This is a genomic window from Actinotignum sp. usb-actsch-rep-73 (assembly GCF_059082735.1).
In genome coordinates, this window is the sequence record NZ_JBHNPV010000069.1 from 26,868 (window position 1) to 39,997 (window position 13,130).

17 protein-coding genes are annotated in these 13,130 nt (G+C 60.0%); 12 read left to right on the forward strand and 5 right to left on the reverse strand.

Annotation, left to right across the window (positions count from 1 at the left end):
* Position 1 precedes the first annotated feature (1 nt).
* From AC5RE1_RS05460 to AC5RE1_RS05475, 4 genes are read right to left on the reverse strand one after another with little or no spacing between them, the layout of a single operon-like run.
* Positions 2-250 carry a helix-turn-helix domain-containing protein gene (locus AC5RE1_RS05460; protein ID WP_006680378.1) on the reverse strand — a complete coding sequence of 83 codons (249 nt, stop codon included), beginning with the start codon at positions 248-250 and terminating at the stop codon, positions 2-4.
* Positions 243-2,069, reverse strand: coding sequence for an AAA family ATPase (locus AC5RE1_RS05465; RefSeq protein WP_006680377.1), 1,827 nt, complete (start codon positions 2,067-2,069; stop codon positions 243-245). The genes AC5RE1_RS05460 and AC5RE1_RS05465 overlap by 8 nt, the downstream gene beginning before the upstream one ends.
* Positions 2,066-2,488 carry an ABC-three component system middle component 2 gene (locus AC5RE1_RS05470; RefSeq protein WP_131367587.1) on the reverse strand — a complete coding sequence of 141 codons (423 nt, stop codon included), beginning with the start codon at positions 2,486-2,488 and terminating at the stop codon, positions 2,066-2,068. Before AC5RE1_RS05470 ends, AC5RE1_RS05465 begins: the two co-directional genes overlap by 4 nt.
* Positions 2,485-3,519 carry an ABC-three component system protein gene (locus AC5RE1_RS05475; protein WP_006680375.1) on the reverse strand — a complete coding sequence of 345 codons (1,035 nt, stop codon included), beginning with the start codon at positions 3,517-3,519 and terminating at the stop codon, positions 2,485-2,487. Before AC5RE1_RS05475 ends, AC5RE1_RS05470 begins: the two co-directional genes overlap by 4 nt.
* Positions 3,520-3,715: 196 nt before the next feature.
* Between AC5RE1_RS05475 and AC5RE1_RS05480 the strand changes: the two genes are divergently transcribed.
* The 9 genes from AC5RE1_RS05480 (at position 3,716) to AC5RE1_RS05520 (ending at position 10,097) form a co-directional block, all read left to right on the forward strand.
* Complete coding sequence (locus AC5RE1_RS05480; RefSeq protein WP_006680374.1) at positions 3,716-3,862, forward strand: hypothetical protein; 147 nt, start codon at positions 3,716-3,718, stop codon at positions 3,860-3,862.
* 273 nt (positions 3,863-4,135) lie between these two features.
* A complete protein-coding gene (locus AC5RE1_RS05485; protein ID WP_006680373.1) occupies positions 4,136-4,777 on the forward strand; it encodes a hypothetical protein in 642 nt (213 codons plus the stop codon).
* Between the two features lie 34 nt (positions 4,778-4,811).
* Entirely contained in the window at positions 4,812-5,090 is a 279-nt protein-coding gene (locus tag AC5RE1_RS05490) for a hypothetical protein (protein WP_006680372.1), read from the forward strand.
* Positions 5,087-5,485: a hypothetical protein gene (locus AC5RE1_RS05495; RefSeq protein WP_006680371.1), complete on the forward strand. Its 399-nt coding sequence runs from the start codon at positions 5,087-5,089 to the stop codon at positions 5,483-5,485. The genes AC5RE1_RS05490 and AC5RE1_RS05495 overlap by 4 nt, the downstream gene beginning before the upstream one ends.
* Positions 5,478-6,614 carry a DUF2800 domain-containing protein gene (locus tag AC5RE1_RS05500; RefSeq protein ID WP_103632976.1) on the forward strand — a complete coding sequence of 379 codons (1,137 nt, stop codon included), beginning with the start codon at positions 5,478-5,480 and terminating at the stop codon, positions 6,612-6,614. The genes AC5RE1_RS05495 and AC5RE1_RS05500 overlap by 8 nt, the downstream gene beginning before the upstream one ends.
* A 17-nt stretch (positions 6,615-6,631) precedes the next feature.
* Positions 6,632-7,183, forward strand: coding sequence for a DUF2815 family protein (locus AC5RE1_RS05505; RefSeq protein WP_006680369.1), 552 nt, complete (start codon positions 6,632-6,634; stop codon positions 7,181-7,183).
* A 13-nt stretch (positions 7,184-7,196) separates the two neighbouring features.
* Positions 7,197-7,385, forward strand: a complete 189-nt coding sequence (locus tag AC5RE1_RS05510; RefSeq protein WP_006680368.1) for a hypothetical protein — start codon at positions 7,197-7,199, stop codon at positions 7,383-7,385.
* Positions 7,386-7,457: 72 nt separating this feature from the next.
* The gene (locus tag AC5RE1_RS05515; RefSeq protein WP_493938441.1) at positions 7,458-9,425 is read left to right on the forward strand and encodes a DNA polymerase; all 1,968 of its coding nucleotides are present in this window, start codon (positions 7,458-7,460) and stop codon (positions 9,423-9,425) included.
* Positions 9,426-9,851: 426 nt separating this feature from the next.
* Complete coding sequence (locus AC5RE1_RS05520; RefSeq protein WP_006680366.1) at positions 9,852-10,097, forward strand: hypothetical protein; 246 nt, start codon at positions 9,852-9,854, stop codon at positions 10,095-10,097.
* A gap of 100 nt (positions 10,098-10,197) precedes the next feature.
* On the opposite strand, the gene AC5RE1_RS05525 is transcribed toward AC5RE1_RS05520, so the two are convergent.
* Positions 10,198-10,380, reverse strand: a complete 183-nt coding sequence (locus tag AC5RE1_RS05525) for a hypothetical protein (protein ID WP_131367586.1) — start codon at positions 10,378-10,380, stop codon at positions 10,198-10,200.
* A gap of 242 nt (positions 10,381-10,622) precedes the next feature.
* Between AC5RE1_RS05525 and AC5RE1_RS05530 the strand changes: the two genes are divergently transcribed.
* From AC5RE1_RS05530 to AC5RE1_RS05540, 3 genes are all read left to right on the forward strand, one after another.
* Positions 10,623-10,826, forward strand: coding sequence for a hypothetical protein (locus AC5RE1_RS05530; RefSeq protein WP_006680364.1), 204 nt, complete (start codon positions 10,623-10,625; stop codon positions 10,824-10,826).
* Positions 10,823-11,263 carry a DUF7768 domain-containing protein gene (locus AC5RE1_RS05535; RefSeq protein WP_006680363.1) on the forward strand — a complete coding sequence of 147 codons (441 nt, stop codon included), beginning with the start codon at positions 10,823-10,825 and terminating at the stop codon, positions 11,261-11,263. Before AC5RE1_RS05530 ends, AC5RE1_RS05535 begins: the two co-directional genes overlap by 4 nt.
* Positions 11,260-13,130 (forward strand): phage/plasmid primase, P4 family (locus tag AC5RE1_RS05540; RefSeq protein ID WP_493938442.1); only part of this gene is annotated, 1,871 nt, incomplete at its 3' end. The genes AC5RE1_RS05535 and AC5RE1_RS05540, both read left to right, overlap by 4 nt.

Sequence of the window (13,130 nt, forward strand, 5' to 3'; positions counted from 1 at the left end):
TCTATTGGCTAATGTTCTCTTGGCTTGGACGTCGTTCTAAAACAGCCACGTCGCCTAGCCCGCATTCGAGTGCTTCGCATATGCGCACGAGTACTGCGGTTGTGACGTTCTCGTCCCGGCCGAGTTTGGCGATCGTGGATGCCGAGATTTTCGCCTTTTCGCGGAGGTCCTGTTTGCGCATTCCTTTGTCGATCAGTGTTTTCCACAGGGGTTTGTAGCTGATCTTGAGCTTGGTGGATTGGCTACTCATGTGGGTGTTCTCCCGGCTCGTAGACCCCGTTGAGGTAGCCGTAGCGGCCCTGGTACGGGTCTTTGCTGAATCGGATGGCTGTCGTGTTGGGAAGTGCGTCGAGGTCCACCCCGCTGAGGAGATTGAGGTTCTCGCACAGGATGACCTGACGGTTTGTGGTTGTGCAGGCGATGTAGTCCAGTAGTTTCTGTCGCATGGAGTCCGGCGCTGTGAGCTGGCTGTCGTCGAAGTTTTTCAGCGGTGAATCAATGATGAGGAACTGCGGTGCGTGGGGTGAGCGTTGATCGAGGTACTCATGGAAGGCGACCATCACCACGGTGTTGAGCAAGGCGGCGAAGCCTTTACCCTCCTTGGTGTCCTTTCGGTATCCGTCGATCGTCACGTCGAGGGTGGCCTCGTCGAATACCGCCGTGTCAGCAGAGGGAAAGCCGATTTCATGGAGGATCCGACGAATCGTGGTGTTCATTGAGTAGATGAAGTCCGCGTTGAAAAACTCCATAGGCTTGTATGGTTCCCGCTTCTCAGCCGCTTGCGGCCCCAGATCAGTCAGGGCCAGGATTGTTTCCTGGAGCTGCTCGAGACGCGCTTGTATACCCGCTACCTCCTTGAGCGTGCGAACCTCACGCGTCAGCTGTTCTTGGCGCGGCGTGATCGTGTGAGCGATTCTATCTTGAAGTTCGGCATGCTTGAGCACCAGGTCAGCTCGCTGTTGGGTCAGTTCCGACATCATGTAGTCCAGCTCGGCCAGGTTGGACCGTGCACCCGAGAGTTGCTCTTCTAGGCGAGTGCGCTGGACGTCGATTTGTTCCTGACTGGGATGGTTCATGCTCGCGTCTACTGGTTGCTTACAGTAACCGCACATGTTGATGTTCAACGTGTCGGGATCAACGCTTGCCCCGGCGAGGAACTCGAGCCGGTGCAGGTCTGCTTCCAGGTGGCTGATGAGTTCTTGACGCTGGTATTTGTCTACTGCAAACGCAGCGACGTTCTCATCGATCTCTTTGATCTTGGTGGTGATCGTTCGCCCGGTGGCGTTGAGCTCGATCTGGTCTCGACGGAGCTGGTCGAACTCGGCGTTGAGGGTAGCGAGTTCCGCTTCGATATCGCGGCCCCGGTACTGCTCCTCTACTTTCCTGAGCTCCGTCTCCTTCTCTCGAGCTGCCTCAACTTGCCTGGTGATGAACTGCTTGACTGATCGCTGGCGGATACGGCGATCTTTGTCGGATTCTTGAGGCTCAATGTCATCGAAGTTTTCGTCTTGCGCGAGCACAAGCAGAGTCGACAGTTCCGCAGTACGAGTGACGTAATCGTTGGCTCCACCCCTGCGCAAGATTGTTGAGTCGAGCCGATCAATGTAGCTCTCAGGCACGTACAGCAGGTGGTAAAGGCTGCGCCATGTCAGCGCCTGGCTCTCCCAGCTGGAATTCTTGATGACCTTGCGGCTGGGCTTGAAATCGAGTAGCGACACTAGGAACGAGTTCAGATCCGTCTTGGGATCCTTCTCGTCTCGCTTCACGCTGTAGACCTTGCTGTCAGCGCCAGGCTGTGGACTGACAACGTAGTCTCCTCCGATGCTGCGTCGCAGGGTGATGATTTCTCCCTCGGCGGTGACGAGGTCGATTTCTGCGGTGCAGTAGTCCGAGTCATCGGTGAAAGGGACGAGGTCCCCGCCCATGACGAAGTCGATAGTGCGGGCGACGCGGGTTTTCCCAGTGTTCGATGGTCCGGCAATGACGTTCAGGCCCTGTGTGAGCGTGATCGTGGAGGGGGCGCCGTGGTTTGGGTATGCGCGAATCTCGCTAATCCAAAGTCCGCTCATGCTTCCTCCTTCACACCGATCAGGTGCAGCGTGTCGTTGCGTAGGGCCGCCAATGCTGCTGCGACATAGCGTTGGTAGTGCTGGGCGTAGCTAGAAGACACGTGGCTCACCAGGTGGGCACCAGACTCGGATATGGTGAAGCGCGGCACGTCACCAGCATGGTCTGCATAGGCGTAACCGTGTGCCACGAGCAGCTGGATTGCCTCGTGAGCTTTGCTTCGGCGCTGCGTGTAAATCGCATTAACGAAGGCCGTGGACCCGTGCAGGTCGGTTCTGCCGAGACCGAAGTGTCTAGCGTAGGTTGCTGCAAAATCGGCGTCAGCAAGCTCGGTCGCTGTCACCGCGGTTTCAAGCTTGTCTAGGGCGACAAGTAAGCGCATGCAGTTTTCGAACTGGGAGTTGAAGATTGTGCTGCTCATGATGACCACTCGATTCGGTCCTCGTTGACCAGCATGTGCGTCATACCTTGCTTGTGGCTCGCAGCAAACAAGTCAGGGATGCTCGTTAGAACAGACCCCCCTACCTGATAATGGCTAGCCTGCCCAAGCGTCTTCAGCATCCGCTCGTAACCGTCAGGGAAAACATCTGACATCCACGTGGTTTCGAGGAAGTCGTCAAGATCATCCTTGATCCGTTCAAACTGTTCATCCCCATCATCTGGGCGAATCTCCTGCAGGTTACGGTGACGTCCGACAGCGGACCAGTAATGGGTGCGCTGACGGACCAAGAACTTCGCGTACTTACCCGGAAGAGCCTTCAGCTGCTCGAAGGAGACGGGCTCCTTCCCAAGTTTTTCGGCGATCGCGTCAAGCGCGCGTTGCACGTAGACCTCTTCAGGCGCTAACTCCTCAGGGACGGGCGGAGCTGGAGAAATTGCGATGCTCGAGGTCCCGATCTGGAGCGAATTGCCGGAAATACGGCCGGTAGATAACGGGTAGGTCTGTACGCCGGGGATGACGATTTTCTCGTCGCCGCCTTGGTCCCGCAGGAGGTCATTTCCCTCAGCGTTTGATTTGACGACTTCTTTGATGAGCACATACACGGCCTTCGGAACATCAATCGGTTTGTTGATCTGTAGGCCGTCCTTACGAAGCTTGAGTGCAAGATCCCTGATTGCATCGCCGGTAGAGGTATCTCCCCACAGTGCGATGATTCTCTGCTCGCTGATGGCGGGCAAGATGCGTCTTGCGGTGTCCTCTGGTAGAGGCCGTTTTCCATTCCAGATCTTGTTGAGGTCTCGTCGATCGATACCTCTCAGCCATCCAGCAGGGATGGTGTTCTTGCTGCACTCGTTTTCAGGTAGCCGACCTGGGAGGAGCTTTTCGTCGCAAGCCCGGTCAAAGAAGTCAAGAACGAATCCACGGTCGCCTTTGACGTCGAGAGATAAGGACGGCCGGATAGTCCGCAATAGCAGACCTAGAGCAAACTCTGGCTGAGGAAGGCGAGCCATCTTGCCTCCTTTCGCCTTCTTTCGCCTCCTTTCGCCTCCTGTCAAAACAGGGGGCTTTCTTAGTGTTGAAAACAAGCCATCCACCGGCGTAGGCGCATCGACCACTGTGGCCCATGTTACCAGCCGGTGTAGGCGGACCGAGAGAAAAACTCGGCAAAAAGGACGAATCAGGCTGATTGGGAGGAGGTGAACCGAGATGACGAGTCAACGTCGAACTAGCAAGGCTGCTGCTTCTGCCGCATCGAAGGTCATGCGTGACCAGCGGTATTCCAAGGCGGCTAAGACCGCCGCAGCTTCTGCTCTGTCCCAACGGGCTCCCAAGTCCAAGGGTGGCAAGAAGTAACCGGTTGGGGGTGTCTGGCCTGGTACCGGCCGGGCACCCTCCCACCTTCACCGAGATCTTTCGATGACACGCGGGACAGCTGCCCGCACCCAACTTATTTCAACAATCCGCGCGGAGATTCGCCCTTCTGGACGTCCAGGGCAGGTCAGTCACTCAGGCACGCATGCCTGGGTGGTTGGCCTGCCCTGTTTTCGTCCCCGTGGTTGATCTTCGCGCACCACCAACGTCCAGGTGGAGTCGGGCCTCCGTCGCAGTAAGCGACAGGAGTCCACCATGGCAGGCAACGCCACCACACCAAAGCCCTACACAATCCGGTTCACAAAGGACTTTCGGGGTAAGGAACACGTCCATTTCCGTATGCCCACGACGCGCGGCGGCGCGTGGGTTGAGCTTTATGATTTGCCGGCTGATGCGCAGTTTCGTCGGATGATCTTCGACGAGGAGTATCTGCCTGAGTGGAAGCTCGAGTACCTAGGTGAACAGTATGCCGTGTTCAGGGAACGGGAGAACGCGCGCAAGCATGCCACTAAGGATGGTGGCCGCGAACATGACTTGGATGACCCGTCGACATTTAGACCAAGTGCACGGCGCAGGCTTGCCCAGCAGCTCGACCCGGCGGACAACGCATCACCCGAGACTCTCCTGATGAGGGGCGAGGAGTTCGACCTGGCACGCGAGCAGGTTGAGATCGTGCTCTCCGTGGTCTCGCCCCGACATCGGGGCTGGGTGCGCCTGAATTTGGGCGAAAACCTGAGCTATGCCGACATTGCGAGGACGGAGCATCCCGATGCGAGTAAGGCGGAGATTGACCGGCACGCCAACACAATCGGCACCGCAGTCAAACGCGCCATCAAGAAGATCCATGACCAATTCCCCGACGGCTGTCCGGTTCAACAGCCACGGGAAGACGTATAGGCGACCAACAACCTCAACTGAAAGGACATGAATCATGAGTGGTCGTCATATTCGAGTCGGTATCGACGAGGCGCCGGACCCGGCCGCCGATGTCAACCTCGCACGAGTGAATATCAGGGAGCGCATCCTGCGCTGGCTGTTTGGCCCGATCAACGAGCTGATGTTGATTGTGCCAGGGCGGTGGGTTCATGACGTGACCCTGACTCGACGTTCAACAAAGCCCGAGGTCGATGAGACAGCTCTCAACGCGTCCATCGAGCGTCACCCGGCAGGCAGCAAGCTCACCTACGACAACGGTGGTGCTGCGGCATGAACCCGCAGCACCGCAATGCCCTGGTCGCGGGCATCAACCACACCATGGAGGGCCTTTCCCAGATTGCGCAGGCGCTCGAAGCTGACGGCTGGGAGCAGATTGAGGACGAGTACGCGCTGGCTGGCCACAGGCCTGTTTCCGCCGCGCGCCTCGAGGAACCCTCCTTCCACGCCGAACTTGAGGAACAGATCGAGACACAGCAGGCTGAGGCGGCTTCGATGCGCGAGTACACGCTTGAAGAGGTGCGCGCTTTCCTGGCGGAGCTGTCCCAGCAGGGCTACACCGCCAAGGTGCGCCAGCTCATCCTGGACGCTGGCGCGAAGGCCCTCTCAGAGGTAGACCCGGCCAAGTTCGGCCAGATCATGGCTGGGGCTAAGGAGATCGCCCATGCCTGAAAGCCACGCACTTTTGAGTGCTTCGAGTGCTCACCGGTGGGTGCATTGCCCGCCCTCCGCACTCGCCACAGATGGCGTGGCTGACGCCCCGTCGGACGCAGCGTTGCAGGGTACGGCCGCGCACGCTCTGGCTGAGTACAAGCTCAAGCGGTTCCTCAAGCGCCGCGCCAAGCGGCCTACCTCAGAGTGGATTGATGAGGAGATGGAGGGCCACACCGACGACTACGTCGCCTTCGTGGCCCAGCACCTCGAGTCTGCTCGGGAGCACTGCCCGGACCCGCAGGTGTATGTCGAGCAGCGCCTGGACTACTCCCACCTCGCCCCGGGCGGCTTCGGGACCGGTGACTGCGTGATCGTTGCCGAGCCCACCTTGCAGGTCATTGACCTGAAGTACGGCATGGGCGTTGAGGTGTCCCCGGTAGAGAACCCACAGCTCATGCTCTACGGGCTCGGAGCCCTGGCCGCGTTCGACGCCCTCTACAACATCGAGGAAGTCGCGCTAAGCATCTTCCAGCCTCGTCGCACCAACGTCGAAACCTGGACGATCAGCACCCAGGACCTAATCACATGGGGCGAGAACACGGTCAAGCCGATCGCTGCCCTGGCTGCCCGCGGCGAAGGCGACTACCAGGCCGGCTCGTGGTGTCAGTTCTGCCGCATCGCGCCGACCTGCCGGGTACGAGCCGAAGCCAACCTGGCGCTCGCCAAGCGGGAGTTCACCCCACCAGCCGAGCTGACGGATGCGGAGATCGCGGATGTCCTTGCGAGGATTCCACAGCTCAAAACGTGGGCTGCGGACGTGGAGGCCTACGCCCTCTCCCTCGCGGTGAACCAGGGCAAGACGTGGGACGGGTTCAAGCTCGTCGCAGGCCGGTCTGTCCGCAAATACACCGACGAAACCGCCGTCTCCGAGGCGGCTGAGGCGGCCGGGTACCACGACATCTACGACAAGCGCCTCATCACGCTCACGGCGATGGAAAAGCTGATGGGCAAGAAGACCTTCAACGAGGTTCTCGGCGGCCTGGTGGTCAAGCCGGTGGGTAAGCCGACGCTCGTACCCGAGAGCGACAAACGACCCGCGCTCGACATTCGCAGCGCTGAATCCGAATTCACGAAAACCAGTAACTAACAGAAAGAAGGACAATCATGTCTACTCAGAATCCGACTCGTATCGTCACCGGTGAAGTCCGGCTCTCCTATGCCCACGTGTTCGAGCCGAACTCGATCCAGGGCGGTAAGCCCAAGTACTCGGTGTCGCTGATCATCCCGAAGACCGACACCGCCACCATCACCGCCATCGAGAAGGCCATCGATGCGGCGATCGATGCCGGTACGGCCAAGTTCGGGGGCAAGCGGCCAAACAAGGCCGCGTTGAAACTGCCGCTGCGTGACGGGGATACCGAGCGCGACGACGAAGCCTACGCCAACGCCTACTTCGTCAACGCGAACTCGCTGACCCCGCCGCAGGTGGTCGACGAGAACGTCGCCCCGATCCTCGACCGCTCCGAAGTCTATTCGGGTTGCTACGCCCGCGTGAGCCTGTCGTTCTATGCGTTCAACACGAACGGGAACCGTGGTATCGCCTGCGGGCTGGGCAACATCCAGAAGCTCCGCGACGGTGAACCCCTCGGCGCAGGGCGCATCTCCGCTGAGTCCGACTTCGGCACCCCCGCCGCCAGCGACGACTTCCTCAACTAAGGAGCTCACCGTGATGAAGGACTGCTTCATGGCGATCACCCTCGCTGTGTGGGTCTATGTCCTGATCCCCGTTGGCGTCACGCTACTGCTGTCGTGGATCTCCGACAAGCGTGAAGAACGACGCTTCGCCAAGCTTCTCGAAGAAGAACGAGCACGCGTGACGGCCAACGATATCGCCCGCACTGAAACTGCACCCGAGTAACACCATCACCTTGTGGAGGGGACTGCCGATCACGGTGGTTCCCTCCACATCTGTCCATGAAAGGACTGATCCATGCGCTCATTGGCCTGTGACCTCGAAACGTACAGCCCCGTCAACCTCACCAAGTCCGGCGTGTACCCGTATGCCACTGATCCTGAGTTCGAGCTGCTTCTGTTCGGCTACAGCATCGACAGCGGCGACGTCCACGTCATCGACCTCGCCAGCTGCCAGCAGCTGCCCGACGAGCTGCTTGCCGCACTCGTCGATCCTGGCGTGGTCAAGTGGGCGCATAACGCCGCCTTCGAGCGGGTCGCATTCTCGGCGTGGCTGCGCCGCCACCACCCAGACCTCCTCGCTGAGGAGTTTCTTGATCCGGCGCAGTGGCGTTGCACGATGGTGTGGGCGGCCTACCTCGGTCTGCCGATGAGCTTGGATGCGGTCGGTACGGCTCTTGATCTCGACGTCAAGAAAGACAGCGCGGGCAAGAAGCTGATCAAGCAGTTCTGCACGCCGGCAACACCGAGCGTGTTGAACGGTGGAGGCACCAGGAACCTACCTGCATCTGACCCAACCGGCTGGGCGCAGTTTGTCGACTATAACCGGCGCGACGTCGAGGTTGAGCTCGCAATCCACGACCGGCTCTCGCCATTTCCGATGCCCGAGGCCGAGTGGGACGCCTATGCCCTGGACCAGACCATCAACGACACCGGAATCCTGCTTGACCGCACCCTTGCAGATGCTGCCGTCGCTCTCGACGGCCAACACAGCACGGCGACATTGGTGAGGGCGCGGGAGTTGACCGGCCTGGAGAACCCGAACTCACCGATCCAGTTGAAGGACTGGCTCACCACCAACGGCTGCAAGATGTCGTCCTTGGCGAAGGCAGAAGTCGCAGCTGCGCTAGAGACTGCCACCGGCGTGGTGCGGGAAGTGTTGGAGCTGCGTGGCGACCTCGCGAAAAGCTCGGTGAAGAAGTACCAGGCGATGCACAACGTGGCAGGCAGCGATGGACGGGCTCGTGGGCTCATCCAGTTCTACGGCGCGGGACGCACCGGCAGGTTCGCCGGACGCCTCGTCCAAGTCCAAAATCTGCCTCGAAACTACCTGCCCGACCTCGATGCTGCCCGCACCCTCACCCGACAAGGCAACCTCGACGCGCTCGAACTGCTCTACGACTCCGTCCCAGACACGCTCTCCCAATTGATCCGGACAGCGTTCATCCCTAGCGAGGGTTGCCGGCTCATCGTCGCCGACTACTCCGCGATCGAAGCCCGCGTGATCGCTTGGCTGGCCCGAGAAACATCCACCCTCCGAGCCTTCCGTGACGGCAAAGACCTCTACTGCGAAACCGCGTCGCGCATGTTCGGCGTGCCCGTCGAGAAACATGGCGTCAACGCCGAGCTTCGCCAGAAGGGGAAGATCGCCACGCTGGCCTGCGGTTACAACGGCTCCGTCGGAGCGCTCAAGGCGATGGGTGCGCTGCGGATGGGATTGGCCGAGCACGAACTCAAACCGACCGTCGACGCCTGGCGGGCAGCCAACCCCAACATCGTGCAACTCTGGGCAGACGTCGAGCAGGCCGCCCTCGACGCGATCACTACCCGCAGTACCCTCCGGCTGCGCAACCTGTGTTTCTCGGTCGAGTCGGGCATCTTGTTCATCACCCTGCCCTCGGGCAGACGGCTGGCGTATGTGCAGCCGAGGCTTGGTGAGAACCGGTGGGGCGGCACCTCCATCACCTACAGCGGCGTCACCACGGGCAGGAAGTGGGGTCGACTGGAAACCTACGGCGGGAAACTCGTGGAGAACATCGTCCAAGCAGTCGCCCGTGACCTCCTCGTCCACGCCATGCAGCTCGTCGCCGAGGCTGGGCACAGGATTGTCATGCACGTCCACGACGAAATCGTCATCGACGAACCCCAAGACTCGGTCTTCACCGTCGCTGACGCCTGTGCTCTCATGGCGACGCTCCCTGCCTGGGCAGACGGGCTACCGCTCAACGCGGATGGCTACGAATGTGACTACTACCAGAAAGACTGACCAGGTTTGGAAGTTATCCACAGGGTTCGTTTCGAGAGCGCACGGAAATCACATCAGTGTAATTAGGCAGGTAAAATCTATCCCATGAACACCGAAGCCCCGAATCTCGGGGTTGCGAGGCGTTCGGGGCTGGTACCTAGTTTGGTCTCTAGGATTCCAACTCTACATGCTCTCGTGCGTAGTGTTCACCATTTGGCGAAAGCCAGAAAGAAGGTGTCTCATGGCACGAACTGTTCACCGAAGTGCGTCTACAGGGCGATTCGTCAAAGCTTCGACGGCTCGCCGAAGCCCACGTACAACGACTGCAGAAACGGTGGGTAACGGCGGAAACCGTCCAGTGCACCGCTCATCCATTACCGGCCGTTTTGTTACGGAAGCCACGGCTAAACGGCATCCAGACACTACTATCCGGCAGGGAGTTTGAGCGTGAAGATCAATTTTGACGAGAAAGCTCTTCAGAAGCTCGTTCAGCCTGCTATGGATGAAATGGCTAAAGGGTACAACCGAGATTTCGAGTCACTGGCTCGTCAGTATCGCGGTAAGCCTGTAGAACAGATCAAGCCCGCGCTGCAACGCATATTCAAGAAACGCGGAGGAAAGATCAGCGATCCCGAACTGAGTGACTACGCTCAGCAAATCAGCGACGGAGTGAAGATTATTTTCCGATCATGACCTCCTGAACCGTCGATGTGAGAGGCGTCCTAACTAGCACAACTAGTTGGGGCGCCTCTTTGCGTGGATTGATGTAGACCGTAATAACTTGCTGGGCGGCCTACTGGTAGTCGAGGACGATTGCCGGGTCAGCGTCGAGAAGCTCATGCAAGTACTGGCGGATCTGCTCATCACTCCGGCTCCGCACCAGTGCTTGGTCGAGGTCACGCAGGTACTCCAAGAGGCAGAACAGGCGCATGTTCTGGAACACCGCCCATACGGTCGCTTTATCCATCTCGCTCATAGCTCTCATGATCACCTGACCCGTAGTGGAAGGTCTACCGGATATACCCGGTATCGACCTGGGGTTGACCCGTCCGGATTCGTCGGTCCTCAGGGGCGTATGGGCGAGAGCCTCAAAGCTCAGTGACCAGAAACTCTGCCGAGGGGGTTAACTCCCTGCTGGTTTCTGGCCTCCTACTGAGAGCCATGTGCGTAACCGCGCCACCTACTTGTCTATCAGGCTCTCAGAAATGGAGCCGACTCATGATATGCCCCAATGATCCACGCGTCGCCACGTTCCTACGCGACCTCGACACTGACCCACTACAGACAGCTATCGCGTTACTGGATGCCCTGCGCGTGGCTCATGCCCGCATCGACAACCTGGAGCAACAGGTCGCCTGCCAGGCGCGAATGATCGACGCCTACCACGCTCTCGCCTTCGGGCAGACGGGAGACCAGTCATGACCGCCGCTGCCCTCGACATCGGTATCCCGAAGAAGAACATCGAAGGATACCCCGACCCCACCTGCTACAAGGCGCTGAAAGAAATCCAGCGCGCCGAGTACGGGTATCGGCCCTTGGTGTACATCTGCTCCCCGTACTCCGGAGACATCGACGCCAACGTGAAACTTGCCCGCCGGTTCTGCGCGTTCGCGGTGTCGGCACGCCGGATCCCACTCGCCCCGCATCTGCACTATCCGCAGTTCATGGACGACACCGACCCGGATGCCCGTGAGCTGGTCATGTTCTTCAACCGCATCCTGCTGTCGAAATGCGAACAGCTATGGGCCTACATCGGACATGTGTCGGCAGGGATGCGCGCCGAAATCGACTGGGCCCACCAGATGAACATCCCCGTCCGCTTCTTCAACGCCGACTTCCAGGAGGTGCACCCCGCATGACCCCGTTTACCTTGTGCGCCGCGACCAACAGCGGCAACCCGCACAACAACCACTATCCGAACCACCACCACGTCACCGACCAGGCTGACCTGCAGCTGGTGGCCAGGTGGGATCACGTCGCCGCCACCTACACTGGCGATCGGCGCTCGTCGGCGAGTTTCGTGTCCTCGGATTGTGTGGTGATGGACATCGACAACGACCACACCGAAGAATCGTCCGACTGGGTCACACCGGAGAAGCTCGCCGAGTTGATGGCTGGAGTCGAGTTCATGACCGCCACTTCCCGGAACCACCAGAAGGCGAAGGGCGTGCTGTCGGCGAGGCCTCGTTTCCACGTCTACTTCCCGATCACCGAAGTCACGGACGCAGATACCTATGCGGGGTTGAAGCGCCGCCTGGCAGCCCGGTTCAGGTTCTTCGACCCGCAGGCGTTGGATGCCGGACGGTTCATCTACGGCACCACCAACCCCGAGGTCACCGTCCACGACGGCACGAAGCTACTGGATGCTTGGCTGGACGAAGCCGATGAGATCGACGTGTTCGCAGCGTTCGATGCCTCGACCCAGGTGATCGGGGAAGGCTCCCGCAACGCCACCCTGTCCCGCTTCGCCGGGCGTGTCCTGATCCGTTACGGGCAGACCGCACAGGCCCGTGACCTGTTCGATCGGAAAGCATTGCTGTGCGAGCCGCCCCTGTCGGATCACGAGTTGGAGTCGATCTGGGGCTCGGCGTGCCGGTTCGCCGCCAAAGTCGCTGCCGATCCGGACTACCTCTCGCCGGAAGTGTACGCGGAGCTGACGAGCCTGCGGCCGGATGATTTCACCGATGTGGGGCAAGCTTCGATGCTCACCGCAGAATACTCGTCACGTCTGGCATTTACGGAAGCCACAGACTGGCTCGTCTACGACGGGGGCGTGTGGTCTGAGTCTGCGCCTGCTGCGCAAGGCATCGCCCAGGAACTGACCGACCGGCAACTAGCCGAGGCCGGCCATCTGTTGGAGAAAGCCCGCGACCAGCTCGCGGTGACGGGCGCGGATGCGGTGCTTGCAGCCGCTTCATCGAAAGCGAAAGCACTCGCCGGTTTCACGTCAGCTCAGCGGGCCGCCTACCGGGCGTTCGAGGATGCGAAGGCCTACGAGGCGTTCGTGTTGAAACGCCGTGAGTCCCGGGCAATCACCTCCTGCCTGCGGGAAGCGCACCCGATGCTGCTCACCACGCCCGATCAACTGGACGCTGACCCGTATCTCCTCAACACGCCGTCTGGGACATGGGATGTGCGTGACGGCACCCGACGTGACCATAACCCGCTGGATCTGATCACGAAACAAACTGCGCTCGACCCCACCGACACGGGCACAGACATCTGGAAACAGGCGCTCGACGTGTTCTTCGAATCCGACCGGAAGCTGATCGGATATGTGCAGCGGATCGTCGGGCTGGCAGCGGTCGGGAAGGTCATGGTCGAAGCGCTTGTAATCGCCTACGGGGACGGCCGCAACGGCAAGTCCACGTTCTGGAACACGATCGCGAGAGTGCTCGGCACGTATGCGGGCAACATGTCCGCCGACGTGCTCACCATTGGCGGGAACCGGAACGTCAAACCTGAACTTGCCGAGGCGAAAGGCAAACGGCTCATCATCGCCGCCGAGTCCGAAGAAGGCGTAAGACTGTCGACCTCGACGGTTAAACAGCTCGCCTCCACCGACCAGATCTACGCGGAGAAGAAGTACAAGGCGCCGTTCGCGTTCACCCCGTCCCACACGCTCATCCTCTACACAAACCACCTACCGAGGGTGGGCGCGATGGATGCGGGCATCTGGCGCAGGCTCATCGTGATCCCGTTCAACGCGGTCATCGAGGGTAGCTC